Source organism: Aminobacter sp. P4_D5, assembly GCF_056401815.1.
This window is the reverse complement of the sequence record NZ_JBFUIP010000668.1, coordinates 1-729: the sequence shown is the minus strand read 5'-3', so window position 1 is coordinate 729 and position 729 is coordinate 1. Positions and strand designations below refer to the sequence as shown.

Here is a 729-nt window from a genome sequence, read left to right as displayed (position 1 = left end):
GAGGTGGACCGGGCCGCTGAGGACCGAATTCACCCGGCCCTGCACGACCTGCTCCTCAGTCACATCGAAGCCGAAATCCCCGCGGCGGTACATGTGCGCCATGGCGTCGGACATCATGGCGCCGGGCTGCACCAGCGCCTCCGGCAGATCCAGCAGGTTCCGGCCCCAGCCATTGGACAGGATGATCCGCGCCTCGGGATCGAGCAGGACGATCATCTCCTGCATGCTGTTCATCACCTCGCGCAGCAGCGAACGCTCGGCCTCGGTCTGCTCCTCCTGCTGCTTCAGGCGCGTCACGTCGCGGTAGAAGGCGAGCATGCCGCCATTGGGCAGGTGCTGCATGCGCACGTCGAGCCAGTAGCCCGCATGGGTCTTGCGGATGTACTGCGCGCCGCCGGACTGGCGGAGGTTGGCTATGCGCGAATCCAGCGCCTCCTCGAACTCTTCCGGATCCTCGGGGGGCGGGCCGAAATCGCCGCGCTTCATCTGCCAGCCGATGACGTCGCGGGCCTTCGTGCCGAGCTTGTAGAACTCCTCGGGCAGGTCGAGGAACTTCATCAGGGGACGGCTGAGCATGCGCCAGCGCATCTCGGGATCGAAGAGCATCACGCCGTCGGACATGTTGTCCACGACGAGGCGAAGCTTCTCCTGCTCACGCTCCAGGGCGAGCTGCGCCTCCTTCAGCTCCGTCACGTCGCGGACGCTGATGACGAACATGCCGTCCTCGCG

1 protein-coding gene is annotated in these 729 nt (G+C 66.0%); it reads right to left on the bottom strand.

Annotated elements, in window-relative coordinates:
• On the bottom strand, positions 1 to 717 hold a 717-nt coding region (locus AC1DWF_RS34220; RefSeq protein WP_476842930.1), incomplete at its 3' end, for a PAS-domain containing protein.
• Between the last annotated feature and the right edge of the window lie 12 nt (positions 718 to 729).